Source organism: Thermoactinomyces sp. FSL K6-2592 (genome assembly GCF_038006465.1).
Lineage (GTDB): Bacteria > Bacillota > Bacilli > Thermoactinomycetales > Thermoactinomycetaceae > Thermoactinomyces > Thermoactinomyces vulgaris.
In genome coordinates, this window is sequence record NZ_JBBOVH010000001.1 from 1,890,200 (window position 1) to 1,914,793 (window position 24,594).

Here is a 24,594-nt window from a genome sequence, read left to right on the forward strand (position 1 = left end):
AGACAGGCGGACACCGGGTCCGCCTGATCCAATGCAAAATTATTCATCCGTCAAGCCGACATCTTTTTCGCTGATGGAATAAATTTCATCCGGCGTTTTTCCGCGTGCCCGCCGGAGCACTTCCATGCGTGTTTGAAACTGTTTCATTGCAAAAGCAACAATGTCATCTTTTTTGAGATCAAACGGAAACGGATCCATCGTGCCGAAGATTTCATCCACCACACCAATTGCATGCGGAAGCAGCAACTCCATCCGTTTGACAACCACATCCCATATGTGATCATGCTCTGAAATGAGCCGCTGCAAAAGATAGCTCCCGTAACTGATATGCCGGGCTTCGTCTCGTTTCAAATTCGTAACGGCTTCAAACATCCCGGGCATGGCCAGTTGTCCCTGGAGAGCGGTATAAAATGCATGATAACCGGATTCGGCCAGGATTCCTTCCACCACCATGTTATAAGTAACCGAAGCTTCCGCCTGCGCTTCCGGTGACGGATCATCAATCAAACGTTCCATCGCCTGCGGCAGGTACTCGTAAAAAATTTTCTTAAAGTGGCTCTGATGATAAATCGTCAAATCCCCGGCCCCGCCGACCACTTCATCCAAAAACCTCCGGAATACCTCGGTATGCTTCGCTTCTTCAAACAGAAATGTCGTCAAATACAATTCCTCTTCCAAACGTCCTTCCATGGAAATCACCCGGATGAGCGGAAGCAAATCCCGGGTTACTGCTTCTTCCCCCGCCTGAAACATCGCCCCCAAGCGCAGACTCGCTTCTTTTTCTTCATCCGTGAAAGTTTGCCATGTTTCCTTATCTTGGGTAAAATCAATGTCTTTCGGATCCCACACCCCCAGCTTCTTCGCTTTGTGGTATAACCGCATGGGCAAAAGCGAATGATCCAATCCCTTTTCACCGGTTGTTTTCAGTTCCCGCATGATCGATCCCCCCCTCAATGAGTCAAACAAGATGTCACCGCTTACAACAACAGCAAAACGCCTTCGCGCCCCTCCTTATCGCATCCAACCATTTCAATTAAATGTTATTTTATTTGAAATATTTAGACAATCCCTGATATTCTGGGTTATAATACCCCTAAAACCAAGGTTTTTAGGGGGTTGGCCATGAAAAAAGAGCAACTGCTCGATCTGATCTCCGGCAGATATCCGGAAGGTTTGGCACGTTGGCATTTGAAATTATCCAAGTGGAATGGCCCGGATGAAGAAAAAGCCGCTCTGTCCCGTCTTTTCTCTTTCCTGCTTGATCACCTGGATCTCGCACTTTCCGACGAAAGCGCTTTGATGAGCCGGTTGCAACAATGGATGATGGATGAAACGCCGGTCGCTGATCCGAAACATTGGTTTTTTGCCGTCGGATCCCTGGAACAAATCCTCATGGAATTCGTCATGGAATCGCAAGATTCTTCGTTTGTCCAACAGGCCTTTCACAAGATCCACACACTGTGCATGAACATCAACCAAGCCCTGATGCAATGGCCGTTTTTGACACTCCGCGCTTTCGATTCTCCCCGCATCCGGTCTTATTCCCCATTGGTTGAACTGCTGCAAGGATTAAAAATCCGGCCGGATGTCCGGTGGAACAAAATAGCGGTGCTCACTTCCGAAGGAAAAGTCCTGGACCTGGCCGTTCACCACCCGCGGAACAACCGTTGGGTTGCGGCATACCCCACGGACAGACAAACTTTATTTGTCCGCCGCATCCTCCAAGGAAAAGCCCGGGGATTCACCGAACCCGTCAACCAACATCTCTCACTGGCCATTTCGGGCAGCAAAAATGCTTTGTCCCGGTCTTATGCCCGGGAAATTGCGGGTTGGATCCGGCACGCCCTGCGGTTTTCCCGACAATATACCAGCGGCCCGTTATATGACACCCTCCGGCAATATGAAGCGATTCTGGAATTTGATGACACGTTGCTTTCCACCAGCGGCGTCAAGGAAACCTTGCTCACCAGCATGAAACAAATCTGCCGCCTGACCGGCTTTCAACGCAGCGCCTTTTTTTGGTACTATCCCTTATTAAAAAAGGTGGAAGGCATCTGCTCGTATAATGTGCCATTGGAAGAAATCCAACGGATTCATGAGTCCGAACAAAATGTGCCCGGGATTTCCAAATTGTTCGATGTCAAACGCCCCGTGTATTTCCGGCAGGTACACCATCTGCTGCCAAAACATCACATCCGGCATTTCCGTTTGACTTCCCTTTTGGTCGCTCCTTTATATGAAGAACACCATCATGTCACCGGCGTGCTTTTGTTGGACCAGAACGGACAACCATTTGACGTTTCACAAACCACCATCGAAATCATCCGCTCCCTGTTGACCCGCGTGTCCCGGAATTTACGCACCAAACTTTATGCCAACGCGTCTCCCCTTCAACTCTCCTCCCCGCTCACCCACCGGGAAAAACAAATTCTCCGGTTCAGCGCCAACGGATTAAGCACCAAACAGATCGCCGCCAGACTGAAAATCAGCGAACACACCGTAAACGAATATATCCGGTCGGTCTTTAAAAAGTTGCACGCCAAAAACCGGGCCGAAGCGGTTGCCAAAGCCCTGCGCCAACGGTTGATCAAATAAAAAGGACGGTTGAGCTGCGGGTTCAACCGTCCTTTTCTCATATTCACCCTTTTATTCATCCAGCCTTTCAATAATGGTTGCATTGGCCATGCCGTATCCCTCGCACATGGTTTGCAGTCCGTACCGGCCGCCGCTTCGTTCCAATTCATGCACCAGGGTCGTCATCAACCGGGCTCCCGAAGCTCCAAGCGGATGTCCAAGTGCAATCGCCCCGCCGTTGGGATTCAGCTTTTCCGGATCAGCGCCCGTTTCACAAAGCCAAGCAAGCGGCACCGGCGCAAAGGCTTCATTCACTTCAAAAAGATCGATCTCTTCCAATTGCAATCCCGCTTTTTTCAGCACCTTTTCCGTTGCAGGAATGGGTCCGGTCAGCATCAGGGTCGGATCGGACCCGGTCACCACACGGGACAAGATGCGAAAGCGGGGCTTTAACCCCAGCTTTTCCGCTTTTTCGCGGGACATCAACAAAATAGCCGCCGCGCCGTCACTGATTTGGCTGGAGTTGCCGGCATGAATTTTTCCGTTCTCCACAAAGGAAGGAGACAAAGCGGCCAGTTTTTCCATGGAAGTGTCTTCCCGCGGCCCTTCGTCCTGATCAATCACCTGTTCGCTTCCGTCGGGCAACCGGACGGCAACCGGCATGATCTCTTGCTTGAAACGCCCTTCTTTGCGTGCTTGTACCGCTTTTTCATGGCTGCGGAGGGAAAATTCGTCCAGCTGCTCCCGCGAAAACCCCCATTTGTCGGCAATGCGCTCCGCCGAAATGCCCTGATGGATCATCTCATACCGGGAAGTAAGCTTTTCACTGAAGACGGCGCCTTGAAAATTGGAAGACATCGGCACGCGGGACATGCTTTCCACGCCAGCCGCCACGACCACATCCATATCCCCGCTCAAAATCGCCTGGGCCGCAAAATGGACGGCTTGCTGGCTGGAACCGCATTGCCGGTCGATGGTGACCCCGGGCACTTCCACCGGAAATCCGGCGATCAATGCGGCCAATCTCCCGATATCTCTTGCTTGTTCGCCGGTTTGCGTCACACACCCCATCAACACATCTTCCACCAGTTCCGGAGGGATTCCGGCCCGCCGGACCACCTCTTTCAACACCATGGCCGCCAAATCGTCCGGGCGGATTCCGCTTAAAGTGCCGTTCCGCCGCCCAATCGGCGTACGAACTGCTTCGATGATAACTGCCTCCCGCATGGTCTATCTCTCCTTTGTTCTTTTTTCACGTTTCATCAGGCTTGGTTTTTGTGTTGGTTTCGCAAAAGAAACTTCTGAATTTTCCCGCTGGCGTTGCGGGGAAGCTGCTTGACAAACCGGTATTCTCTCGGCCGTTTGTAACGGGCCAGTTTTTCGCTTTGCCGGCAAAACCGTTCCAGTTCATCCGCCGTCACCCCCGGATCTTTTTTAACGACATACGCCACCACCCGCTCCCCCCAAGTTTCATCCGGTTCCCCCAACACCGCCACATCCAACACCCCGGGATGCTCATACAGCACGTCCTCCACTTCCCGCGGATAAATATTTTCCCCGCCACTGATAATCATATCATCCAAACGGTCGGCCACCCACAAATATCCGTCTTCGTCCAGATAACCCAGATCCCCTGTATGATACCACCCTTGATGCAGCGCTTTGCCGGTCTCCTCTTCTTTCCGGTAATATCCTTTCATCATGCAAGATCCCCGGACGAGAATCTCCCCGGTCTCACCGGGTTTGAGCACGTCCTCCGGATCCGACGGCACTCCTTCCTTCACACGCACCACCCGGACTTCATGGTTTAAACAAGGCTTTCCGGCGGAACCGGCTTTGGTGATCTGTTCCACTTCCAACAAGAAGGTGACCGCCGGCCCCATTTCCGTCATTCCGTAGGCTTGAACCAAACCGATGCCGAGCTTCTCCCGGCAACGTAGAATCAATGCCGGAGCCATGGGAGCCCCGCCATAGAATCCCAGCCGCAACGACGACAAACGGTACCGGGACAAATCTTCCTGCAACAACATGTTCCACATGGTGGGAGCGGCAAAGAAAACGGTGACCTTCTCCTCCTGCACCAGTTTTAAAACCCGTTTCGGATCAAATTGGCGCATGATCACCTGGCCGGCTCCGATATGCACTCTCGGCAAAAACGCACAATGCAGTTCGGCACAGTGAAACATGGGAGCGGTCACCAGCCCCCGGTCTTTCGGGGTCAAACGCATCATCGCCAAAATGATCAGACTTTGCTCAATCATGTCGCGGTGCCGGTGCATCACGCCTTTGGGCCGGCCGGTGGTCCCGCTGGTGTACATGATGCCGCAAAGGTCCTCTTCCGACACCTCCGCTTCCGGCCGGGTATCCGGAGCCATCCGGATCCGTTTTTGGTAGCTTTCCGCATAACAAGGAGGGTCCCCGTCCGTCATCCAAAACGAGATCCGGGGGAATCTCCCGTGAATCTTTGCGATATGACTTTCCAGCTCTTTTTCAAATAAAACGATTTTGGGTTCGGCATCATGCAAAATATAAGCCACTTCTTCGGCCGTCAAACGGAAATTGACCGGGTTGAAGACCGCGCCGATTTTGGCGCAGGCAAAAAAAGCAGTGGCCAACTCCACGGAGTTGTATAGGTATGTGGAAACCCGGTCCCCCTTTTTCACCCCGGCTGCCAAGAAAGCCCGGGCCAGCCGGTTCACTTCCCGGTCCCACATCCGGTAAGTCCAGCGCCGGTTCTTCTCCACATCAAACAGCGCTTCCTTTTCCGGATACTTTTGAACCGTTTGCTCCAGGATCTTCCCGATGGTTGGGTACATGAACGAAGCGGACCCCTTTAAAAAAGTGAATCAACCTTTGATATATTTCTTCCGCAATTCCATTTTGGAAAATTTCCCTGCCGAGGTGCGCGGAATAGAGTCCGTGAAAACAAACTCATCCGGCAGCCACCATTTGCTGAACTTCGAAGCCAAAAACGCACGCAATTCCTCTTTGCCGGCTTTTTTTCCTTCTTTCAGCACGACGACCGCCAGCGGGCGCTCCTGCCATTTGGGATGCGGCATGGCAATCACCGCGGCTTCCTTGACCGAAGGATGGGCCATCAGTTCATTTTCCAAATCCACCGAACTGATCCACTCTCCCCCGGATTTAATCAGATCTTTCGTCCGGTCGGTAATCTTCATGTAACCTTCGGGATCAATCGTTGCAACATCCCCGGTTTGAAACCAGCCATCGTCTGTCAACACCTCTTTGGCATCCGGACGGTTATAATAACCGGCCGTCACCCAAGGCCCCCGGATTTGGAGCTCTCCCATCGTTTTCCCATCCCAAGGAACTTCCCGGTCCCCGTCCATCACCCGGATCTCGACAAACGGAACAGGAGTTCCCTGTTTCAATTTGTATGCCAATTGCTCCTCGGCAGTCCTTTCTTTTAAATGGGGCTTCAAATGGGATACAGTTGCCACCGGCGTGGTCTCGGTCATTCCCCATCCGTGCACCGCCTGCAGGCGATGCCGTTCCAATCCCCGGATCAACGATTCAGGCGGGGCAGCCCCTCCGATCAAAAGCTTGAGATCCGGATCCAGATCCCACCGGTCCGGCTTTTCGTCCAGCTTGTTCAACACATCAAACCAAATGGTGGGAACCCCGGCCGCAAAAGTCACTCTTTCTTTTTCCATCAAGTCCAGAAGGTTTTCGGCATCCAGGAACGGACCGGGAAAAACTTGCTTGGCGCCCAACATCACCGAAACAAAAGGAAGCCCCCAGGCATTGACATGAAACATGGGAACAATGGGCATCCCGGCATCCTCACTTGAAATCCCCAACCCGTCTTTGAGCCCCAACATAAAGGAATGCAGCACCAAAGCCCGGTGGGAATAAACCACGCCTTTCGGCTTTCCGGTCGTTCCGGAAGTATAGCACATCACCGCGGCGTCATTTTCGTCCAGCCCGGCATAAGAAAAGGTGTCGCCGGCGCTCCCGAGGAACTGTTCGTAATCTTCACCGAAAGAAGGAACCGGTTGGCCGGTGAGCGGGACAACAATGATTTTTTCCACGTCAATTTGATCCCGAAATTTTTCCAGAAGGGGCAAGAGGATATCATCGACGATCAGAAACCGGTCCCCCGCATGCCGGATGATATAAGCAACTTCCGTGGGATGAAGGCGCAAATTCAGCGTGTGCAAAACCCCGCCGGCAACCGGAACGCCAAGGTACGCTTCCAAATGAACATAATGATTCCACATCAAAGTGGCCACACGATCCCCTTTTTTCAAGCCGGCTTTTTCCAATGCTCCTGCCAACATCCGGGCACGCCGGTAAAAATCCGCGTAAGTATATCGATGCAATGATCGGTCCGGCATTCGGGAGACGATTTCAACAGAACCATACAAATCGTTAGCCCTTTCCAATAAATGCGAAAGCGTCAGCGGAAAAATCATCATGGTGGCACGCATTCCTTAAAATCCCCCCCAGATTCCTTGTAATCCATCATCCAAACAATAAGCAAATCCAATGCCAACGGTGTGCGGAAAAAAGGGCCGGAAAATCCTTTACTCCCTTTCTCCCGAAACGGGATGATTCCGAAAAACCGGACACTTGTCAAAGGTCGGTGTCCGGTTTCCGGACAGCAGGATGGTTCCCCCGGGACCGTTCGTTCAAAACGCATTCGGCAGTTGGTATTTTTTTAATTTTTCGTATAAGACGGAGCGGCTGATTCCCAACAAACGGGCCGCTTTCACTTTATTGCCTCCCGTCTCCAAAAGCGCCTGGCAAATTGCATTTTTTTCTGCTTGTTTCAGCAAACCATCCTCCTTTTGGCATGCGGTTTTTTTCAGGTCCCGCAGGGGAGAGGGGAGATCCTGCCACCGGATGCAACCGTGCCCGGCAAAAATCATCGCCCGTTCCAAAGTGTTTTTTAATTCACGGACATTGCCGGGCCAATGATAATTCAACAAAATTTGTTCTGCTTCGGGATCGATTCCGGTGATGGCGGTCATCAGCTTTTGATTCAGTTCTTTGACAAAGTGCCGGCACAACGGCAAAATATCCTGCTTCCGTTTCCTTAGCGGCGGGATGTGTAGTGCAATGACGTTCAACCGGTAAAAAAGATCCTCCCGGAACGTTCCCTTTCGGATCATCTCTTCCAGGCTTTGATTGGTCGCGGCGATGATCCGTACATCGGTTTCAATCCGTCTGGTGCCGCCGACCCGGTAAAATGATTTTTCCTCCAGCACCCGAAGCAGTTTGGCTTGCAGTTTCAAGGACATGTCGCCAATTTCATCCAAAAACAACGTTCCGCCATCCGCCAATTCCAATTTTCCGGGCTTTCCTTTCTTTCCGGCTCCGGTAAATGCCCCCTCATCGTATCCGAAAAATTCCGCTTCCATTAAATGTTCGGGAACGGCTGCACAGTTGACGGTGACAAACGGTCCGTTTCTGCGCGGACTGTCACCATGAATGGCATGGGCCACCAGCTCTTTCCCGGTTCCGCTTTCCCCGCGGATCAGGATGGTTGAATCCCCGGCGGCCGCTTTTCGGGCACACCGCTTTAACCGCTTCACTTCCGGATCGCTTCCAATCACCTGTTTCCAAGTAAAAAGGGACGGATTGGCCTGCCACTTTCTTCCGGTTTCCGCGTTTTGCCCCTCGTCCAGCTGTTCCAACCGCTTTTTGATTTGATTCCAATGCCGGTATATCACTTTCCCGGCCACCCCCGCCACCTTCCCGCTTTCAAAAACCGGGTAACAGTGAACCAGATACCGGATGCCGTTGGCTTCCAACCATCCGGACACCTCCTCCTTTCCCGTTTTCATCGTGTTTGTCAGCTTCAATCCGGGAAGCATTTGGCCGATCGGTTTTCCCAGCCATTCTTCCCCGGAACAAGCCATGAGTTCGAGCAGGCTTTGGTTGGCAAAAACCATTTTCTCCTCTTCATTCACCAAAAACCAGCCGTCACTTCCTTGTTCCAGGATCCTCTCCATCATCCGGCACCAGGAAAACGCCCTCCTGAGAAGGTCCGACCGGGAAAGCGAACCGGTGACTTGTCCTTCCCGGTTCAACACAAAAACCGTTTCCACCTGACTGTGAACCATTTTTTCCAAGATTTCTTCCCAAGCGGGATTGTAAACAGCAAACGAGTCATCCTGCGGAAAATGATCTTGGATCGGGGCATGAAGCGGCAGCTTTCGCAAAACCATTTGAAGCAAATGGTCCCGGGTGACGGCGCCCAGGAAGGTTCCGCGGGGATCCACCACGGGGATGGCCTCTGATGGGGAACAGAGCAATTTTTCGGCAGCATCCAATACGCTATCCTCCGGATAAAGAAAAACATCCACCTTCTTTAAGATTTCCTGCAGTCGAATCATACTCTCCTCCCGGTAAATTCAGAAAATACTAATTTCATTTTAACAAAAAACCGCTCCAGGCTGTGAAATCGGCTGATCTGCTTCATAAAATGAATTTTGTCCGGATCACAGAAAATAAAATCATAGTAAATCGATGAGAAATTATGAAAATAACAATTGACCCGGATCAAGATTTGTAATACATTAATTTCAAAAGAATATAATAAGACGAACAATTCTTTCAAAAACGGATTGTTTCACCCATTTCCATGCCTTTGCCGAATAGTCGACAAATTCACTCAAGATTGTCAAGAATTCTTTGGCTTGTTTTCAGCTGCAAAGGGGATTGAACAATGAAAGTTTCAACCCGTGGCGAATACGCCTTGCGCACCCTCATTCTTCTCGCACAGCATTCCACGGTCATCCCCGGTGCCGAAATTTCCGAAAAAACCCGGGTGCCTCTCAATTATCTGGAACAGATCCTGCTTCAGCTGAAAAACCTTGGTTATGTCCAGAGCAAGCGGGGAGTCCGGGGCGGTTATTTTTTGCATAAACCGCCCGAGCAAATCATCATTGGAGAAGTGATCCGGCAGCTGGAAGGGCCGTTGGCCCCCATGGGATGTGTCAGCGTGACCGCTTATGATCCCTGTCCACTGGAGGAAGGTTGTTTGTTGAAACCTTTATGGGCCTTCATCCGGGACACCGTTGCCCGGTGTTTGGAACAGACCACTTTAAAAGACTTGCTGGAAGGTCAAATTCCGAATGTCAAAGGGGCGTGAAAACCAAGATGAGACCGTCTGCTGTTTCGGATGAACAAATGCTGCGCATTCAAAAATCATTGGAAGGGCTCGAATACGGGACCGTCGTCATCACAGTCCATGATTCCAACATTGTGCAGATCGACCGCACGGAAAAACACCGTTTCTCGTTGAAAAAATCCCGTCCCTCCCCGGACCGGGCAAATCACAACCAAAAAAGCGTTTAACAGCCGACCAGAAAACTGGAGGCCCCACACCCTGTTTGGACTCAGGGATGTCGGGGCTTTTTTTCATTTTTTAAGCAAGAGGTGAAACGTTTCATGCGTCTGCGATTGATTCCTGTTGCTCTACTCATCACATTACTCTTTCTGACCGCCGGTTGCCGTCCCGGTGAAGCAAACAAAAACGAAATCCGAATCGGTTATCAAAAATTCGGGGTTTTAAGCATCTTGAAAGCCCGCGGATCCTTGGAAAAACGCTTCGAATCCCAAGGGGTCCGGGTAAAGTGGGTCCAATTCCCGGCCGGACCCCAACTTCTGGAAGCCCTTCATGCCGGAAGCATTGACATCGGGGAGACGGGAAACACCCCTCCCATCTTTGCCCAAGCGGCGGGCACCCCACTGGTGTATATCGGAGCCGGTAAGCCGCGGCCCGAGGCTGAAGCGATTGTCGTCCATCATGACTCACCCATTCATGACATCGGGCAATTGAAAGGGAAGAAAATCGCTTTGAACAAGGGATCCAATGTTCACTATCTGTTGCTTAAAGTATTGGAAAAAGCCGGGCTTTCGTATTCGGATATCCAGCCGGTCTATTTGCCGCCAGCGGATGCCAAAGCGGCTTTTATCAGAAAAAGCGTGGATGCATGGGTCATTTGGGATCCTTATTTTGCCGATGCCCAGACGGATTTGAATGTCCGGATCCTCACGGACGCAAAGGGATACACATCCAACCGCTCCTACTATTTCTCGTCCAAAGACTTTGCACAAGAGAATCCGGACAAGATCCAAATCCTTTTGGATGAATTGCAAAAATCAGCCGAATGGTTTAACCAAAACCCCGATCAAACCGCCAAATTGCTCGCCGAACAAATCGGGATGGACTTGAAGCCGGTCGATATCGCCATCCGGCGGGCGAAATACGGGATTGAACCCGTCAGCCCGGACATTGTTCAGGACCAGCAACAAATTGCCCGGGCTTTCCATGAAACCGGCCTGATCCCCCAATCCGTCCAAGTCCGCGATGTGATTTGGTCACCTAAATAAAATGGAAGGATGAGATTGATGAAACTTTTTTGGTTTCTCCCGACCCATGGAGACGGACGTTATTTGGGAACATCGATCGGAGGGCGCGCCACCGAGTATCCTTATTTGCTCCAAGTGGCTCAAGCCGTGGATCATCTCGGATTCAGCGGGGCGCTCGTCCCCACCGGACGATCCTGTGAGGATGCATGGATTGTGGCGTCCTCTCTGCTGTCTGTCACCAAACGGATGAAATTTTTGGTCGCGGTTCGTCCGGGCATCATTTCCCCTTCAGCTTCTGCGCGCATGGCCGCCACTTTTGACCGTTTGTCCAACGGACGGTTGCTCTTAAATGTCGTCACCGGGGGGGATCCGGTGGAACTGGCCGGGGACGGCATTCATCTCGACCATGACACCCGCTATGAATTGACCGACGAATTTTTAACGGTCTTTCGCCGGATCATGCAAGGGGAAAAAGTGGATTTTCACGGGCGCCATCTCCATATCAAAGGCGGAAGCCTGCTGTTTCCCCCGGTTCAAAATCCGCATCCGCCTTTGTATTTCGGCGGCTCCTCTGCCGCGGGAATGCAAGTGGCCGCAAAACACGCGGATGTTTATCTCACATGGGGAGAACCCCCGTCCCAAGTTGCTTCCAAAATTGAGCAAGTCCGCAAGCTTGCCGCTCAACAAGGAAGAACCGTAACGTTTGGCATTCGCTTGCATGTCATCATCCGCGAAACCGAAAAAGAGGCGTGGAAAGCGGCCGAAGAAATGATCCGCCATTTGGATGAAAAGACCATCCGCAATGCCCAACGTATTTTTTCCCGCTATGATTCCGTCGGCCAACAACGCATGACCCGGCTTCATCATGGCAAAAAATCCAATTTGGAAATCAGCCCCAATTTGTGGGCCGGAATCGGACTGGTCCGGGGCGGCGCCGGCACAGCGCTGGTCGGGGACCCGCAAACGGTTGCCAAGAGGATCCGGGAATACGCCGATTTGGGAATCGAAACCTTTATTTTGTCCGGCTACCCCCATCTGGAAGAGGCCTACCGGGTTGCGGAATGGCTGTTCCCGGAACTGTCCCTTCCGGCCGGTTCTCTTTACTCCCGGCCGCACGCCGTGAGCCCGTTCGGGGAAATTGTGGCCAATCATCATCTTCCGCAAAGGAAAGAAGGGGTGAAATGAACATCCGGCATTATGCACGCAAATTTCATTTTCTCCTGTCTTGGCTGGTTCCGGCCCTGCTGATTGTGCTCTGGCAACTATTCAGCAGCATCGGCTGGATTTCCGACCGGACCTTGCCGGCACCCCTCACGGTGATTGAAGCGGCTGTCCGCTTAACCCGGTCCGGGGAATTGCTGCAGCACATTGCCGACAGCACGGTCCGCGCTCTTTTGGGATTGGGTATCGGCGGCGGAATCGGGCTGCTGCTGGGATTTTTAAACGGAATCTCCCGGGTGGCTGAAAAGCTTCTGGATTCCACGGTGCAAATGTTGCGCAACATTCCTCATCTCGCTTTGATTCCGCTTGCCATCATGTGGTTTGGCATCGGGGAAGAATCCAAATTATTTCTGGTTGCCCTCGGGGTCTTCTTCCCCGTCTATTTAAACACGTTTCACGGCATCCGCCACATTGATCCCGGATTGATTGAAGTGGGCAAAATCTATCAACTCACCCCCGGGTATTTTTTCTGGCACATTCTTTTGCCCAATGCGTTGCCTTCCATCCTCATCGGGCTCCGCTATGCCCTGGGAATCATGTGGCTGACCCTGATCGTGGCCGAAACCATCTCCTTTGATTCCGGCATCGGCTACATGGCCATGAATGCCCGGGAATTTATGCAAATGGATGTCGTGGTGTTAAGCATTCTGCTCTATGCTCTGCTCGGAAAAGCGGCAGACCTTTTGGCGAAAATGTTGGAGAACCGTTGCCTGAAGTGGCGGGAAACCCAATAACCATATGCAATCGCAGGAGGTGTTTCACCTGAACCGTCAACCTTTCGGAACCCGGCTCAACTTGAAAGACTTGCAAAAACAATACGACGGCCGTTTGATTCTGGATCACATCAACCTTCAAATCACCCCGGGAGAATTCATCGCCGTGGTTGGCCGCTCCGGCACCGGAAAAAGCACATTGCTCCGATTGATTGCCGGAATCGAAAAAACCAGCGGGGGAAAAATCATTCAAGACGGAGAATTCCTGACCGGAATCAATTCAGCGGCCCGCATGATGTTTCAGGAATCCCGCCTGTTGCCTTGGAAAAAAGTTTTCCAAAATGTTGCCCTCGGCATCCGGGACAAGCGCCATCGAAAAGAAAAAACCGAATTGATGTTGGAAAAAGTGGGACTCGATCAGTATAAAGATGAATGGCCCCGTATTCTCTCCGGGGGACAACGGCAACGGGTGGCGCTGGCCCGTGCCCTGGTCAGCCGCCCCCGCCTTTTGTTGTTGGATGAACCCTTGGGCGCTTTGGATGCTTTCACCCGGATCGAAATGCAAAAATTGATTGAAGAACTGTGGCAAGAACAAAAATTTACTGCTCTGTTGGTGACGCACGACGTCGAAGAAGCGGTGACTCTGGCAGACCGGGTCATCTTGCTGAAAGACGGCAAAGTCGCAACGGACATTCCGGTGACTCTTCCCAGACCCCGCCAAAGGGACGATGCGCGTTTCTCTTCCCTGACGGGCCGTATCCTGAAGGAAGTCATGGACACTGCCCAACCCTGCCGGAACGAATCATCCGCATCTTCCCACTCCCCTGTGAATCCCGCAAACAAGCTTCCCGAGCCTTCGCGCTTATAATAAATATGCCAGACACAGCGTCTGGCATATTTTATTTGCCAATCATTTACTTTTATTAACAATAAAAATAAAATTAGATTATCATTTTCATAAAGATTTTCTTTTAACAATATGTTATGATGCTAAAGGGTTTTTTGAGAATCCCTTCATAAAATGACCTGAAAGAAAGGAGGATCAACATGTCTCAACAAGAACAAGCCATATCCGCCAAGAAAATCCCTGAAACCAAAAAAGAGCATTCCATAGATTTTTCTTTACCGATTTGGAAGACGATGATCCCGTTTTTGATCCCGTTAATTTTTAGCAATGCATTGCAATCTTTAGGCGGAACGGTCAGCTCCGTTCTGATCGGAAAACAGTTGGGCGAAAATGCTCTGGCAGCCGCCAGTACGGTATTTCCGCTGACCTTCTTTTTGATCTCCTTTGTGATTGGCCTGGGAAGTGCCAGCTCCGTGCTCATCGGGCAAGCTTTCGGAAGCGGGAACACGGAGAAAATGAAAGAAACTGTCGGCACTTCACTCACTTTTAGTTTTATTTTGGGAGTCATATCTTTAATCATTGGTTGGTTATTTTCGGACCAATTGCTCTCCCTCATGGGAATCTCGGAGGAGATTAAAAACGATTCTTCCAAATTCATGCATGTTCTTTTTCTCGGATTGCCCTTTTTGTTTCCTTATGTGATTTACACCACCTTGTTGCGGGGAACCGGCGATTCGAAAACGCCCTTTTATTTTTTGATCGTCAGCACATCCCTGACCATTTTGCTCACCCCCCTGTTTTTGTTCGGATGGGGCGTTCCGCAGATGGGGTTGGAAGGAGCGGCGCTGGCTCAAATCATCGCCAGCCTGGTGACGTTTATCCTGTTGATCCTTTATTTGTTCAAAGTGCGACACCCGCTTGCCTTGGACAGAGATACATTGAAAATGCTGAAATTGAACCCGCAAATTTTGCGATTGATGGTAAAAATCGGGTTGCCGACCAGTATCCAAATGGTTGTCATCTCCGTTTCGGAATTGGCCATTGTCACGTTTGTCAACCATTTCGGGGCAAAAGCCACGGCTGCCTACGGAGTCATTAACCAAGTCATCAACTATGTGCACATTCCGTCCATGAGCTTGTCGATCGCCGTGGGAATCTTCGGCGCCCAACTCATCGGGGCCAATCTTCAAGAAAAACTGACGGAATTAATCAAAACCACCGTATGGTTGAACTATGTGGTCGGCGGCTTTTTGACCATTCTCATCTATGTGTTCAGCCGCCCGATCCTGTCCATGTTCTTGACGGACCCGTCCACCATTGACATCACGCAAAAATCTCTGTTCTTCACCTTGTGGGCGTTCACCGTGCTCGGCCATGCGGTGATTTTATCCGGATTGATGCGCTCCAGCGGCACCGTTTTCTGGCCCACCACCATCATTATCGCAACCATCATTTTGGTGGAAATTCCATGTGCGTTTGTCTTCTCCCGGCTGTTTGGCTTATACGGGGTCTGGATGGCTTATCCCGTTTCCTATTTCGCCACACTCCTCGGACAATACATCTACTACCGGAAGTATTGGAAAGGGAAAAGACATCAACAATTCTTCGAACAGCCGGAACCGGCCAACGGATGACTTCTGCCAAAGAAGAGCCCGTGAATTCAAGATTCACGGGCTCTTTGTTTTTATTTCATTTCGCTTTTAAAACGCGGGAACAAAATGTTGTTTTCCAAATGAATGTGCTCGAACAAATCCGCTTCCAACCTCTCAAGCATGTGAAAGGTCAGTGCATATGTCCGGCACGCCCCTTCCGGCAGTGTGTACCCATTGGTAACCTCTCATTTTCTTGAGGAGCTCCCCGGCCTCACTGTACTCCGATTCCAAAACAAACATGTGATCACCGTGCCGAAGGACATTTCCGAAAAGGCCAAACGGGTCATTGAAAGAATGGTTTCCATCGGATAAACCATAAGCTGTTTTCAAGAACATCCGTGAAGCGGAAGCCGCCCGGTAAAGACAGCCCCTTTTCCAGGCTGATTTCCGGCAAACAGATCCCCTTGGTGGGCATGAAGGATCCGTTTTGCAATCGTCAGTCCCAAGCCGGTTCCCCCGGTTTTGGGATTTCTTGATTTTTCCGCCCGGTAGAAGGGCTCAAAGACATGGGGCAAATCCTGCTCCGGAATCCCCGGTCCGGTATCGGCAACCGCAAAAACGACTTGATTTCCTTCCTTGCGCCATTGCACGCAGATTTCGCCCCCGGAAGGCGTGTAATAAAACGCATTGTCCATCAGATTGAGCACGGCCCGTTCCAGTAAGTGTTTGTCCCCCCGCACCAAACATTTTTCCGTTTGCCGCTGCACGCAAATCTCAATGTTTTTGGTTTGTGCGACCAGCCGGAATTGATCCACGATTTCTTCCATCCAATCTCCAAAATCAAACGTCTCGCTCCGAACCGCGGACGACGGTTCCTGAAATTCCGTCTTTGCATAAGCAAACAGATCGGATATCAACCGCTCCAGCTGTTCGGCTTTTTGCCTGCACACATGGATATACCTTTCCATTTTCTCCGGGGACCGGACCAACCCTTGCTCCATCCTCCATAAACTGCCCCGCAAAACAAACAGCGGCGTGCGCAGGTCATGGGCGATGGAGGAGATAAAAAAGCGGCGTTCCTCTTCCAATTTTGCCTGTCGGTTCAGCGACTCCCGGAGGCTGTCCCCCATCTTCTCAAATGCCGTCCGGACCTCGGCCACTTCCGTCAACCGGGAGGCAGGCAGCCGGAAATCCAAATTCCCTTTTGCAATTTGTTTGGCAGCTGCACTCATGCCCGAAAGGGGCTTCAGCACATATTTCCCCATCAGCCATCCAATGAGAAAAATCGTGGCAATGACCCCAAAAACAGCGGATAAAACCGCAAATACCTGCTGGTGGTTGTTCAAATACAGATGAACCACTCCCCGGACTTCTCCGTTTTCGATCACGGTCATTTGCCGGCTGTTCCATGGGTTGGGATGCGGACGGCCCGTTTGAAAGATTTTTTGGCCGGACGGATCGGTGATGAAAACGGGAATCCCGGAAGATGCATACTGTTTTTGGAAGGCTTGTTGCCACCCGGGATCTTTCCACTCATCCGCATGCTGCGTGATGTCCCGCATCATTTGGTCAGCCAAAGCCCTTTTGGACTCGGTTTGATGTGTCACGACCGGCTCAAGCACATAGCCCGTGAGGATGTAAAACAATCTCGGCAACAGCACCATGGCCAACAAACCGGCAAAAAGAAACTGGCGGATTCGCAATGTTTTCATGGCTTATGCCCCTTCAAAACGGTACCCGACTCCCCAAACATTGACAATCCATTTGGGATGATTGGGATCTTCTTCGATTTTTTCACGGATTCGGCTGATATGCACAACCACCGTATGTTTGTCCCCCACCCCGTCCCAAAATTTCTCAAGCAATTGATCGTAGGTGAACACTTGGCGGGGATGTTCGGCAAACAAGAGGAGAATGTCAAACTCTTTCGGCGTCAGGGAAACGGGTTTGCCATTTACGAAAACCTCATGCGCCCGGACATCCAAGCGGAGCGGGCCATACCGGAGAACCGCTTTTTGCGGGGAAGCTTGTTTCCGGTAACGGCGAAGAACCACTTTGACCCGGGCCACCACTTCCACCGGCGTGGCTGACTTGACAATGTAATCGTCCCCGCCAATCCCGAGCCCCCTGATTTTATCCATGTCTCCGTTGCGGGCGCTTAAAAACAAAATGGGAACATCATTGTTTCTCCGGATTTCGCGGCACAGTTCAAAGCCGTCCTGCCCGGGCATCATCACATCCAAAAGGATGCAATCCACCGGCACCTGATTCAACAGTTTAAGCGCTTGTCCCGCATCGAAAGCCTTTTCCACCCGATAACCCTCATCTTCCAGAAAATCCTGCATCAATTCCACGATTTCTTTATCGTCATCCACTACCAATATGGTCTCTTTCCTGTCCATGGCGAACCTCCATGCATCCAAAAATCAACTTCATCTTAACACAGCCACTCTGCCCGTTTGAAAAGACAAGCAATTCCTGATGGATTCGTGACCGGTCTGTGACTTTTTCACAAATTTATTTGTGATGAAAAAAATGTATCTTATACCCGTGCAAGGTAGTTTATCTGACCATTTCAATCAGAGAGGTGATCTTATGTTTTTAACCGTACACCCGGCAACCCATGCTCCCTTTTTTCCTTTTTTCATTTTTCCCATTGCATTCTTCTGCCTGCTGATCGCGGCGATTTTGATCTTCCGGTTCATGAACCGCCGTTCCGGTTGCCGCTCTCATTCCACCGGCATCCATCTGGAAGCCGAAGAAATTTTAAAACTCCGCTTGATCAATCATGAAATCAGCGAAGAAGAATACCTGAAAATGAAAGAACTGCTGAGGAAATAACCGACCGGCCGGCAGAACAAAAAAGGAGTCAGGAAACTTGCCCTGACTCCTTTTCTCATCAGAGAAACCATGCTACCGGTTCCCCGGTTCAAACGGAATTTCATTTTCAATGCCCCGTTTCATCTCTTCAATGGCTTTTTGTGATGATTCATCAAAGACAATATCCCCGTCACCGGAGGCTGAAACCTCTTCCTTGACGGTCAAGGGAACATCCCCGGCATTGGGAACAAGGGTGTACCAATCGTGAACCGAATCGTAAACTGTGGCAAACAGGTAGATTTTCCCGGGGATCAACATCCGGTCCCCGTCAATAGTAAAGAAATCCCCGTTCTCATCATATCCGGCTTGTTGGTTCACCGTTACTTGGCCCACCGCTTTTCCTTTGAGGGTTTCGATCACTTGCACGTCAAACCGGGTTTCAGGAATGGCGCCCGTTGGGTTGCTCCCGGATTTTTCAACCACCTTGCCGATGAAAATATCGCTGGTAAACCCGGAAAGCTTTCGCGGGTCATCGATATCCGTCACATAAGAAGCGGCCGCATTGATCACTTCGGGCTCCTGTTTGGAAAAATGTTGATACGCGACGATCACACCGGTGAAAAGAAACAGCAGTGACGCCGCCACGAAGACATAGCGCTTTTTCATCTTAGTCCCTCCATTTGGCATAATAATCTTGCCGGTCATGGTGAGTCGGTGTGTTATAGGGGTTACAGGTGGAACATTTATACATTAAGATTTTCCGGTAGCTGTATTCTTCATGATCCCCCAAACCCAGAGCATGCCCCATTTCATGGGCGGCCACGCGGGCTTGAACGGGTGTCGTATACTTGTCCATGTAATAGATATTCAAATGAATGGTATCCGCTCCGGATTTCGGCGTGTACAGCCCGTCCCAGCTTGCCGTGGAGTAATTGGCATCGTAAAAGATCAAATCCGGTGAACTTGCCGGATAAATGGATATCGTCGTCAGCTGGTTCCAGGCATAATCCGCATGGTCGACCGCCTTCAGATACCGGGAAGAATTTTTATATCGAATCGCTCCATTTTTCACCGAATCCGAGTCAATGTAATGAGCTGCATATCCGCTCGGAAACAAGCCGAAAAACACCGCCAAAGCCAGAAGCAAAAGAAAGGTGATTTTTTTCAATCCATGAACCTCCTGCTTGTCCATCGATGATCTAATGTGATTTTATCATAAAAATATTCTAAATATAAATAAAAATATATCCACCTTCAATGATGTGTTCCTTTTCCTGTTCAAAATCCGGCTGTTTCCGGCTCATGGTTCATTTTTCTTCCTATAGCTCCATTTCATGATCTTCCGCAAACGCTCCCCATTTTCCTTTAAACAGTCCGTCCACCAATAAACATCGTCTTGACTCCGACGGCTCTTCATGTATCATACATGTATTCCAATCAAATCTTGGCAGAAAGGGAGAACAAGGATGTCCGATCACACCAACCCTAGAAGAATCCTTTTGGATTTGGCCGTGACGTTGGATGGTTTTATTGAAGGGAAAAATGGAGAAATTGATTGGTGCATCATGGAACCGGATATGGACTTCATTTCCTTCCTGAATCAAATCGACACGATTCTGTTTGGCAGAAAAAGTTATGAAATATGGGAACAATACCGCCCGCACGCCGAAGCACCGGAGATGGAAAAAGAAATTTGGCAACAGATTCAACGCAAAAAGAAAGTTGTCTTCTCCCGGACACGGACGAAAACCGGCCCGCAAGCAACGTTCATCCATGGCCCTCTTTATAAAGAAGTCATGAAAATCAAAAACCAGCCCGGCAAAGACATTTGGCTGTATGGCGGCGCCGATCTCATCGCCTCGTTCATCGATTTGGGGCTGGTGGATGAATTCCGGTTGTCCGTTCACCCTGTTGTTTTGGGAGAAGGAAAACCGTTATTTACCGATTTGAAAAAGCGGCTGAATTTAAAACTGGTGCAAACCCGGACGTTTTCTTCCGGTGTGGTGCAACTGATCTATCATCCAAAAGACAAATAAAAACCATACGCTTAAAAGCGTATGGTTTGGATTGGGTTTTGTCATTTTTCCGCGTGAATGGTGATATGCCCGAACGTTTCGGTTTGGTTAAACAATTTAATCATAAAAGAGAGCCTTTCTTTGGCCTCCCCGGACTTCGCCGCATTTTGCAAAATCTCAATGGTTCGGTCCCACCCCTCGTCATACAGGAGACCATCCAGGGTTAACAGGGTCATCTCCCCTTCTTTGAATTCCACCTTGGAAAAGGGGGTTTGGGCATAGATGCCCTCCCATTTTTTCCGGTCCAATGGTCTGACGATCAAATTCAATGCATGATGCAACAGCTTGACCACAACCGGGTTGTCCGGCAAGGGAACATCCATGATATGTTTCACCATTTTCAACATTTCTTCGGTCGGCTGCCGTTTGATCAACAAATCGTGGGTTCCCAGTTTGCCGCCTTTTTTCAAAACCCGGTAATACTCATTCAAAGCTTTGATTTTATCCTGATCAGGCAGCATTGTCAGCATGGCCTCATTGATCACACCATCAAACGTTTCATCCGCAAACGGCAAATCTCTGGCATCGGCCCTTTGCAGGGTGATTAAATGCTCCACCCCCGCCTGTTTGATATTCTTTTCCGCCTTTTTCAAACTGTCTTGATGCAGGTCCACGCACACAATGCGGCAACCGTATGTTTTGGCCAGATGCACCGCCGTGGTCCCCATGTTTCCCGCGACTTCCAAAAGACAGGAATGTTCATTCGGTTGCAGATGATCAATGATTTTCTGCGTTCCTTTTCTTCCCCCGGGCCGGAGAACCGTTTTCCCCAGACTTGCCAGAAACAGATGCCCGGGCAATTTTGCTGTTGGTGCCGGCATTTTTTCACCTCGTTTTATTTCCTGAACCTTGATCAGGAGGTGTCCTTTGCCTTTATCTTAATTAAATGGATTGTGCCCTTCCGTTAAATCCATCACACTTGTCTTCCCGGGATTCCTCCGTCCGGGTTGACCCGAAGACCCGCTTTCTCTATGATGGGGAAAAAGAAAAACTCCCGCTTGGGATGGTGTGATCTTATGTGCGGACGCTTTTCGCTGGCCATGGATTTCAACCTTTTACAAGAAAAATTCGGGTTCACGTTTCCCGATGAGTGGAACCCGCGATACAACATTGCTCCCAGCCAACCCGTCCTCACAGTGACCCGACAGGGAAACCGCCGTGTCGGACAACCCATGCGATGGGGGCTGGTTCCCTTTTGGGCCAAGGATCCCAAAATCGGCTACAAAATGATCAATGCCCGCGCGGAAACCTTGGACGAAAGGCCTGCTTACAAGCATCCTTTCCGCAAACAACGCTGCTTGATCCCGGCGGACGGCTTTTATGAATGGAAAAGAAGCGGAAAAACCAAACAGCCTTACCGGTTTCAAATCAAGGGCGGGGAACCGTTTGCTTTTGCCGGGCTGTGGGACCAATGGAAACAAGGAACAGACTTTTTGTATACCTGCACCATTATCACCACCCGGCCCAATGCCCTCGTCAAAGAGGTGCACAACCGGATGCCAGTCATCCTGAGGGAAGACGACTACGAAACCTGGCTGGATCCGGAAATGAACAACCCCGTTGTTTTGCAGTCACTGCTTGAACCTTATCCGGAAGAACAAATGGAATCCTATCCCGTGTCACAACGGGTCAACTCCCCCAAAAACGATGATCCGTCCCTCATCGAACCGGCTGTTCAGGGATAAGCCCCAGCAAACATAAAAAACCAGGGATGGTTTCCCTGGTTTTCGTTCGCTTTGCAAGCAAACATTATTCTTTCTCTTCTTTGTCGTTGCTGAATGCATAACCGGCTCCGCCCAAGCCGGCGCCAATGGCAACCCCGATCGCCATCCAAAGCCCCAGGTTATCCATGGCCAACCCAATGCCGACGCCGATGGCAACGCCAATCGCCATGCCGAAACCCATTGACTTTCCCATTTTGTTCTCTTGGTCCTTTTGATCTTTGGTCATGTTGTTACCTCCAATGGAAAATATACCAAACCATCATACCGCTATGTATATACCCGAAAAATAAGAACTTGAACCATATAAGCATCCATACCCTTAATCATCCCATTCATCCACCCATCCGCAAACCCAATTCCACGCATGGATGCGTTCATAAGCGACCAACAGGTCAAATGGAAGCGTTTCTCCTTTTTCATAAGCTTCGGCCTGTTGGTGGTAAATTTGCAAATGCCGCTCCAGCATTTGTACAATCTCTTCCACCGGGCGCAAACGGGCTTTCCTGATAAAGGCTTCCAGGGAATCTCCCGGCATCGGCAACACATCCTGCATCACGGTGCCGTCACACCGGTCGACCGGCGGTTCCAGGGATTCAACCAAATCGAGGCTCCATAACATCGCAAGCAAACCTTCGATACGCCACGTCAAAAGATGCGATTGCAGGGCTTGTTGCTTCCACCGGATTTCTTCCGGGGAGAGACCTGAAACCGGAATCCGGAAAATCTCTTTCTCCTGCTGGCTCAAATGTTCCCACAACCCCTCTTCGTGTGCCCATTTCACCACCTCTTCCGGCGCAGGATGAAAAATCACCCCCTGCAACAAATGGAGCGCCAAAGCCCGCCAGGCCACATCCTCCGCCGGACGCACGCTCACTTCCCTTCTCTTCGGCTCAACCGGAAAACCGAAGATCATCACCACACGCTCCCCGCCGGGATCCATCACGACTTGTTTCTGCATCTCCGCCATCGGCCAACACCTCTTATGTTCTAAAAATTCACCTGTGCCATTTTAACCAAAAACATTTTATTTTCTATTGATTTCATTATCCTTGAATAACAAAGACATATCAATTAATACATCATCCTCACCATGGCGGAAATACATCAATCGATAGAAACCCAAGAAAACAGCCCGCTCCTGTCAACCAAAGCGGGTTTCTTTAAACAAGACAAAAAATAATACAGCAAATATCTCATTGAATCCTTTTTACGCAATCAAATTCAATAATTCTTCTCTTTGGATCTTCTTGTCACTGCCTGGCGGATAATTTTTAAGCAGGTATTTTTTTAATCGCTCAGCCCATTCTTCTTGGTAGCCGTTTACTTTTCTTATTTCTTCCATAAACCGGTGATCAATCATCTCATCATTTATACTTTCAATCGGTTGAGGAAGTTCATTTTCCATCTTATCAAATTTAAACCCTGACCATATCGTGTAACATACTGCATCAAAAACACACCAAAAAGCTGACTCTGCCTGTAAATCTCCCTGAAATGGATCTGTTTATATTATCCCGATAACAAATAACCCTTCATCTTCATCATCCACTTCCATATAAAGATCACATCCACTCACCTTTTTTTCCTCGACCCACATCCAACACAGATCCATCGTCTCTTTCACAATCTGATACCAATCATTATAAGGAGTTAAGTTATTCAATATTTTTTCTGACAGTGCTAAATAATAAGCCGCTTTCGCATCCATTTTTACTTTCTTATACCACTTCATCCCTGTTGCCTCCTCAAATGCAGATCAGCAAACCGGATTTGCCATCAACTTTTCTGCGGTCAATTGAGCTTTTTGTTTTTTATGACAGATATCATGCTTTCTCGATGAACCACCTTGTGATTCACCATTAAAAACTGAAGGAGTTTCTCTGAGATCTCTTTATACCGGGCTCCGATGGAATGAAATTGCTCAATAAAATACAAAATGAAATCTTCGTCAACTTCTTCTATAGGTGCCGGAAGATATTTTTCACCGCGCTCCTGATAAACTTTCCAAGTCGTATATGAAATCGCACTGACCACACAAATCCAAACCCTCTGCTTTACAGCATCTTTTTCTAACTGCATCAAGATAAAAAGCCCGGTTTCATCAATGTTATCCAAAAATTCATAGAGACAATCTCCTGAAACCCTTTTGGTCTCCACCCAATCCCAACATGCTTTTAAAGCTTCCGAAGCTTTTTCATACCCGTCAGAACCAGACAGCTTTTGGATAATTGTTTCTGATAAGGTCAGTAAATAAGCGACTTGAGCATCAGAACGCAATTGAGTTACTTTGGTGAACATACCGGGTTGCTCCTTCATCTGAACCATTTCCCATTTTCTTTATGTAAATTTTTTCCGAATCCTGAGTATTTCATATTCTTCCGTTCCCTTCCCATCTCAATGTATCGTCAAGTTTCCCCTTCAATAAAGACCTCGCCATATTATTTATAGTGGGGAAAAATCTTTTAAAAGCCGCATTCATCTTTAACAACATTGATATAATAATTTTCTTTGGCATCCAGCTTTCGTAAAAAGTCTTCAAGGGATTCCGCAATGATCACCCCTGCACAGTCAATCGGATGGATTCCTTCTCTAGTCTCTTGACTCAAATCAAAAAAAATCAAGTCATCATTACCCAAGAAAAAAACGGGAACAAATGTGGATCCTCTGCAATTTCCTCAACCAAAA

General features: G+C 49.6%; 25 protein-coding genes and 2 pseudogenes. 11 read left to right on the forward strand and 16 right to left on the reverse strand.

All coding sequences use genetic code 11. The features are described from left to right. Window positions 1-39: 39 nt before the first annotated feature. Entirely contained in the window at window positions 40-936 is an 897-nt protein-coding gene (locus tag NYE37_RS09860) for a R2-like ligand-binding oxidase (RefSeq protein WP_037993567.1), read from the reverse strand. 186 nt (window positions 937-1,122) lie between these two features. Between NYE37_RS09860 and NYE37_RS09865 the strand changes: the two genes are divergently transcribed. Further along, the gene (locus tag NYE37_RS09865; RefSeq protein ID WP_340711950.1) at window positions 1,123-2,595 is read left to right on the forward strand and encodes a LuxR C-terminal-related transcriptional regulator; all 1,473 of its coding nucleotides are present in this window, start codon (window positions 1,123-1,125) and stop codon (window positions 2,593-2,595) included. Between the two features lie 51 nt (window positions 2,596-2,646). On the opposite strand, the gene NYE37_RS09870 is transcribed toward NYE37_RS09865, so the two are convergent. From NYE37_RS09870 to NYE37_RS09885, 4 genes are all read right to left on the reverse strand, one after another. Beyond that, window positions 2,647-3,801 (reverse strand): thiolase family protein, encoded by a 1,155-nt coding sequence (locus tag NYE37_RS09870; RefSeq protein ID WP_340711951.1) that lies wholly within the window; start codon window positions 3,799-3,801, stop codon window positions 2,647-2,649. 35 nt (window positions 3,802-3,836) lie between these two features. Next, the gene (locus NYE37_RS09875; RefSeq protein ID WP_049719888.1) at window positions 3,837-5,390 is read right to left on the reverse strand and encodes a fatty acid--CoA ligase; all 1,554 of its coding nucleotides are present in this window, start codon (window positions 5,388-5,390) and stop codon (window positions 3,837-3,839) included. Window positions 5,391-5,420: 30 nt separating this feature from the next. After that, complete coding sequence (locus NYE37_RS09880; RefSeq protein WP_340711953.1) at window positions 5,421-7,025, reverse strand: long-chain fatty acid--CoA ligase; 1,605 nt, start codon at window positions 7,023-7,025, stop codon at window positions 5,421-5,423. A 201-nt stretch (window positions 7,026-7,226) separates the two neighbouring features. Beyond that, entirely contained in the window at window positions 7,227-8,936 is a 1,710-nt protein-coding gene (locus tag NYE37_RS09885; protein ID WP_062842942.1) for a sigma-54-dependent Fis family transcriptional regulator, read from the reverse strand. 332 nt (window positions 8,937-9,268) lie between these two features. On the opposite strand from NYE37_RS09885, the gene NYE37_RS09890 reads away from it, so the two are divergent. The 7 genes from NYE37_RS09890 (at window position 9,269) to NYE37_RS09920 (ending at window position 15,332) form a co-directional block, all read left to right on the forward strand. After that, on the forward strand, window positions 9,269-9,694 hold the full coding sequence (locus tag NYE37_RS09890; RefSeq protein ID WP_049719884.1) for an RrF2 family transcriptional regulator: 426 nt from the start codon (window positions 9,269-9,271) through the stop codon (window positions 9,692-9,694). 8 nt (window positions 9,695-9,702) lie between these two features. Further along, window positions 9,703-9,900 carry a YezD family protein gene (locus tag NYE37_RS09895; protein WP_037993776.1) on the forward strand — a complete coding sequence of 66 codons (198 nt, stop codon included), beginning with the start codon at window positions 9,703-9,705 and terminating at the stop codon, window positions 9,898-9,900. 93 nt (window positions 9,901-9,993) lie between these two features. After that, the gene (locus NYE37_RS09900) at window positions 9,994-10,938 is read left to right on the forward strand and encodes a sulfonate ABC transporter substrate-binding protein (protein ID WP_049719883.1); all 945 of its coding nucleotides are present in this window, start codon (window positions 9,994-9,996) and stop codon (window positions 10,936-10,938) included. A gap of 18 nt (window positions 10,939-10,956) precedes the next feature. Continuing rightward, window positions 10,957-12,102 (forward strand): FMNH2-dependent alkanesulfonate monooxygenase, encoded by a 1,146-nt coding sequence (gene ssuD / locus NYE37_RS09905; protein WP_340711955.1) that lies wholly within the window; start codon window positions 10,957-10,959, stop codon window positions 12,100-12,102. Continuing rightward, window positions 12,099-12,872: an ABC transporter permease subunit gene (locus tag NYE37_RS09910; protein ID WP_340711956.1), complete on the forward strand. Its 774-nt coding sequence runs from the start codon at window positions 12,099-12,101 to the stop codon at window positions 12,870-12,872. Before ssuD ends, NYE37_RS09910 begins: the two co-directional genes overlap by 4 nt. Window positions 12,873-12,876: 4 nt before the next feature. After that, a complete protein-coding gene (locus NYE37_RS09915; RefSeq protein ID WP_082240571.1) occupies window positions 12,877-13,719 on the forward strand; it encodes an ATP-binding cassette domain-containing protein in 843 nt (280 codons plus the stop codon). A gap of 179 nt (window positions 13,720-13,898) precedes the next feature. After that, window positions 13,899-15,332: an MATE family efflux transporter gene (locus NYE37_RS09920; protein ID WP_138615049.1), complete on the forward strand. Its 1,434-nt coding sequence runs from the start codon at window positions 13,899-13,901 to the stop codon at window positions 15,330-15,332. Between the two features lie 50 nt (window positions 15,333-15,382). On the opposite strand, the pseudogene NYE37_RS09925 reads toward NYE37_RS09920, so the two are convergent. From NYE37_RS09925 to NYE37_RS09935, 3 genes and pseudogenes are all read right to left on the reverse strand, one after another. Beyond that, window positions 15,383-15,584: pseudogene (locus tag NYE37_RS09925) on the reverse strand (hemerythrin domain-containing protein); the annotation flags it as partial. A gap of 92 nt (window positions 15,585-15,676) precedes the next feature. Next, on the reverse strand, window positions 15,677-17,002 hold the full coding sequence (locus NYE37_RS09930) for a sensor histidine kinase (protein WP_340711957.1): 1,326 nt from the start codon (window positions 17,000-17,002) through the stop codon (window positions 15,677-15,679). 3 nt (window positions 17,003-17,005) lie between these two features. Further along, entirely contained in the window at window positions 17,006-17,692 is a 687-nt protein-coding gene (locus NYE37_RS09935) for a response regulator transcription factor (RefSeq protein WP_340711958.1), read from the reverse strand. Between the two features lie 193 nt (window positions 17,693-17,885). Between NYE37_RS09935 and NYE37_RS09940 the strand changes: the two genes are divergently transcribed. Further along, a complete protein-coding gene (locus NYE37_RS09940) occupies window positions 17,886-18,131 on the forward strand; it encodes a hypothetical protein (protein ID WP_037993588.1) in 246 nt (81 codons plus the stop codon). 72 nt (window positions 18,132-18,203) lie between these two features. Here NYE37_RS09940 and NYE37_RS09945 read toward each other — a convergent pair whose 3' ends face one another. Beyond that, window positions 18,204-18,776 carry a hypothetical protein gene (locus NYE37_RS09945; RefSeq protein ID WP_037993590.1) on the reverse strand — a complete coding sequence of 191 codons (573 nt, stop codon included), beginning with the start codon at window positions 18,774-18,776 and terminating at the stop codon, window positions 18,204-18,206. A 1-nt stretch (window position 18,777) separates the two neighbouring features. Next, entirely contained in the window at window positions 18,778-19,278 is a 501-nt protein-coding gene (locus tag NYE37_RS09950) for a snapalysin family zinc-dependent metalloprotease (RefSeq protein WP_062842937.1), read from the reverse strand. Between the two features lie 298 nt (window positions 19,279-19,576). On the opposite strand from NYE37_RS09950, the gene NYE37_RS09955 reads away from it, so the two are divergent. After that, window positions 19,577-20,146 carry a dihydrofolate reductase family protein gene (locus NYE37_RS09955; RefSeq protein ID WP_037993593.1) on the forward strand — a complete coding sequence of 190 codons (570 nt, stop codon included), beginning with the start codon at window positions 19,577-19,579 and terminating at the stop codon, window positions 20,144-20,146. Window positions 20,147-20,187: 41 nt separating this feature from the next. Here the strand turns inward: NYE37_RS09955 and NYE37_RS09960 are convergent, their stop codons facing one another. Next, the gene (locus NYE37_RS09960; protein ID WP_340711959.1) at window positions 20,188-21,006 is read right to left on the reverse strand and encodes a class I SAM-dependent methyltransferase; all 819 of its coding nucleotides are present in this window, start codon (window positions 21,004-21,006) and stop codon (window positions 20,188-20,190) included. A 195-nt stretch (window positions 21,007-21,201) separates the two neighbouring features. Here NYE37_RS09960 and NYE37_RS09965 point away from each other — a divergent pair, with 195 nt between their 5' ends. After that, window positions 21,202-21,870 carry an SOS response-associated peptidase gene (locus NYE37_RS09965; RefSeq protein WP_037993594.1) on the forward strand — a complete coding sequence of 223 codons (669 nt, stop codon included), beginning with the start codon at window positions 21,202-21,204 and terminating at the stop codon, window positions 21,868-21,870. Window positions 21,871-21,934: 64 nt separating this feature from the next. Here the strand turns inward: NYE37_RS09965 and NYE37_RS09970 are convergent, their stop codons facing one another. The 5 genes and pseudogenes from NYE37_RS09970 to NYE37_RS09990 all read right to left on the reverse strand — a co-directional run bounded on the left by NYE37_RS09970 (window position 21,935) and on the right by NYE37_RS09990 (window position 24,530). Next, the gene (locus NYE37_RS09970) at window positions 21,935-22,135 is read right to left on the reverse strand and encodes a glycine zipper family protein (RefSeq protein WP_198050580.1); all 201 of its coding nucleotides are present in this window, start codon (window positions 22,133-22,135) and stop codon (window positions 21,935-21,937) included. 93 nt (window positions 22,136-22,228) lie between these two features. Further along, on the reverse strand, window positions 22,229-22,876 hold the full coding sequence (locus NYE37_RS09975; RefSeq protein ID WP_198050579.1) for a DUF4272 domain-containing protein: 648 nt from the start codon (window positions 22,874-22,876) through the stop codon (window positions 22,229-22,231). Window positions 22,877-23,116: 240 nt separating this feature from the next. After that, window positions 23,117-23,641: pseudogene (locus NYE37_RS09980) on the reverse strand (Imm6 family immunity protein). A gap of 59 nt (window positions 23,642-23,700) precedes the next feature. Continuing rightward, the gene (locus NYE37_RS09985) at window positions 23,701-24,225 is read right to left on the reverse strand and encodes an Imm6 family immunity protein (RefSeq protein WP_340711960.1); all 525 of its coding nucleotides are present in this window, start codon (window positions 24,223-24,225) and stop codon (window positions 23,701-23,703) included. Window positions 24,226-24,371: 146 nt separating this feature from the next. Next, window positions 24,372-24,530 carry a hypothetical protein gene (locus NYE37_RS09990; protein ID WP_340711961.1) on the reverse strand — a complete coding sequence of 53 codons (159 nt, stop codon included), beginning with the start codon at window positions 24,528-24,530 and terminating at the stop codon, window positions 24,372-24,374. Between the last annotated feature and the right edge of the window lie 64 nt (window positions 24,531-24,594).